This is a genomic window from Aeromonas sp. HMWF017, assembly GCF_003061465.1.
GTDB classification, from domain to species: Bacteria; Pseudomonadota; Gammaproteobacteria; order Enterobacterales; family Aeromonadaceae; genus Aeromonas; species Aeromonas veronii.
The window spans coordinates 54,715-55,854 of record NZ_QAJD01000062.1; the positions used below are offsets into that span (position 1 = coordinate 54,715).

General features: G+C 50.6%; 3 protein-coding genes. All 3 read left to right on the forward strand.

Going from position 1 to position 1,140, the window contains the following annotated elements:
• A partial coding sequence (fabG, locus tag DBR30_RS21180; protein WP_181363500.1) for a 3-oxoacyl-ACP reductase FabG occupies positions 1-501 on the forward strand: 501 nt, incomplete at its 5' end.
• A 158-nt stretch (positions 502-659) separates the two neighbouring features.
• Complete coding sequence (acpP, locus tag DBR30_RS05660) at positions 660-896, forward strand: acyl carrier protein (RefSeq protein WP_005300909.1); 237 nt, start codon at positions 660-662, stop codon at positions 894-896.
• 82 nt (positions 897-978) lie between these two features.
• On the forward strand, positions 979-1,140 hold a 162-nt coding region (locus tag DBR30_RS21685), incomplete at its 3' end, for a beta-ketoacyl synthase N-terminal-like domain-containing protein (RefSeq protein ID WP_308813266.1).

The following is a 1,140-nucleotide window of genomic DNA, read 5'->3' on the forward strand; positions in this document are numbered from 1 at the left end:
GACATCGACATCCTGATCAACAACGCGGGTATCACCCGTGACAACCTGTTGATGCGGATGAAAGATGACGAGTGGAACGAGATCATCGATACCAATCTGACCTCTCTCTACCGTCTGAGCAAACCGGTGTTGCGTGCCATGATGAAGAAACGTCATGGTCGCATCATCAGCATTGGCTCCGTGGTGGGAACCATGGGTAATGCCGGTCAGGTCAACTATGCTGCCGCCAAGGCCGGTCTGGTTGGTTTTACCAAATCGTTGGCGCGGGAAGTGGCATCCCGTGGTATCACAGTGAACGCGGTTGCTCCCGGTTTCATCGAAACCGACATGACCCGTGCCCTGAATGACGATCAACGTGCCGGCATCATGAGTCAGGTGCCTGCCGCCCGTTTGGGTGATCCAAAAGAAATTGCCGCAGCTGTGGTATTCTTGGCTTCTGATGAAGCAGCCTATATCACCGGCGAAACCCTGCATGTTAATGGCGGGATGTACATGGTGTAATCAATTTGTCGTAAGATCTGTTCAAATTTGCGATAGTACGCCGAAGTTTGGCACATTTCGTGGTTTGACCAGCGGCAAGCTACTTGCAAACTCACGTCAATTGAATAAACTACCCCAACCAGACGCAAATAGCGTATTTTTAAAGGAAAATTCAGGTCATGAGCAACATCGAAGAACGCGTAAAGAAAATCATCATCGAACAACTGGGTGTTAAAGAGGAAGACGTTAAGAACGCTGCCTCCTTCGTCGACGACCTGGGCGCTGACTCTTTGGATACCGTTGAACTGGTAATGGCGCTGGAAGAAGAATTCGATACCGAAATTCCTGATGAAGAAGCCGAGAAGATCACCACTGTTCAAGCGGCTATCGACTACATCACCGCTAATCAGGAATAAGTTCCTGTTCTGAAAGAAGCGGCCCAAGAGCCGCTTCTTTTGTATTTGTTCCTTTTCAAAACACCTCTCGGAGACTACCTCAGTGTCAAAACGCAGAGTCGTGGTGACCGGCTTGGGGATGCTTTCCCCGGTGGGTAACACTGCCGAATCCAGCTGGCAAGCACTGCTCAACGGGCAGAGCGGCATTTCCCTTATCGAACACTTTGATGCCAGCGAGTTTGCAACCCGCTTCGCAGGTCTGGTC

Bases quoted from the DNA above. Each gene is read 5' to 3' on its own strand.
- acpP (WP_005300909.1), top strand. From the start codon at position 660: ATGAGCAACATCGAAGAACGCGTAAAGAAAATCATCATCGAACAACTG.